Annotated in this window: 1 protein-coding gene; it reads right to left on the minus strand. The window is 48.6% G+C overall.

Annotated features, from left to right (window positions below):
* Positions 1–79 precede the first annotated feature (79 nt).
* A partial coding sequence (locus AB9F29_RS21650; protein WP_369757217.1) for a hypothetical protein occupies positions 80–331 on the minus strand: 252 nt, incomplete at its 5' end.

Raw genomic sequence — 331 nt, forward strand, 5'->3', positions numbered from 1 at the left:
GATTACCCAGGCCCTTATAGGACCATGACCGATAGTTTAGTCGCTGTAGCGCAGCTTACCAAGACCGGGCATTCGGGCGCTAGGTATATTTTCTAAGCTTCACAGCTATTGGTACCTTGCGAGTGTATTCAACATCAAACACGACGTCCGCCCCCACATTCAACGTATCCCATTGATCGTCTTCACTTTTGGAGGCTGGTCCAAAAATATCACGCGGGCAATCTAGCATGCTAACGAAGACATATGATCCAAAAGAACTTTTAAGCGAACCTTTCCGCGCCATGAGGAACTCTTCCAACCATCGTTCCGCCCTACCGAGTTGTGGGTAGAA

The organism is Falsihalocynthiibacter sp. S25ZX9 (genome assembly GCF_041205405.1).
GTDB lineage: Bacteria > Pseudomonadota > Alphaproteobacteria > Rhodobacterales > Rhodobacteraceae > Falsihalocynthiibacter > Falsihalocynthiibacter arcticus.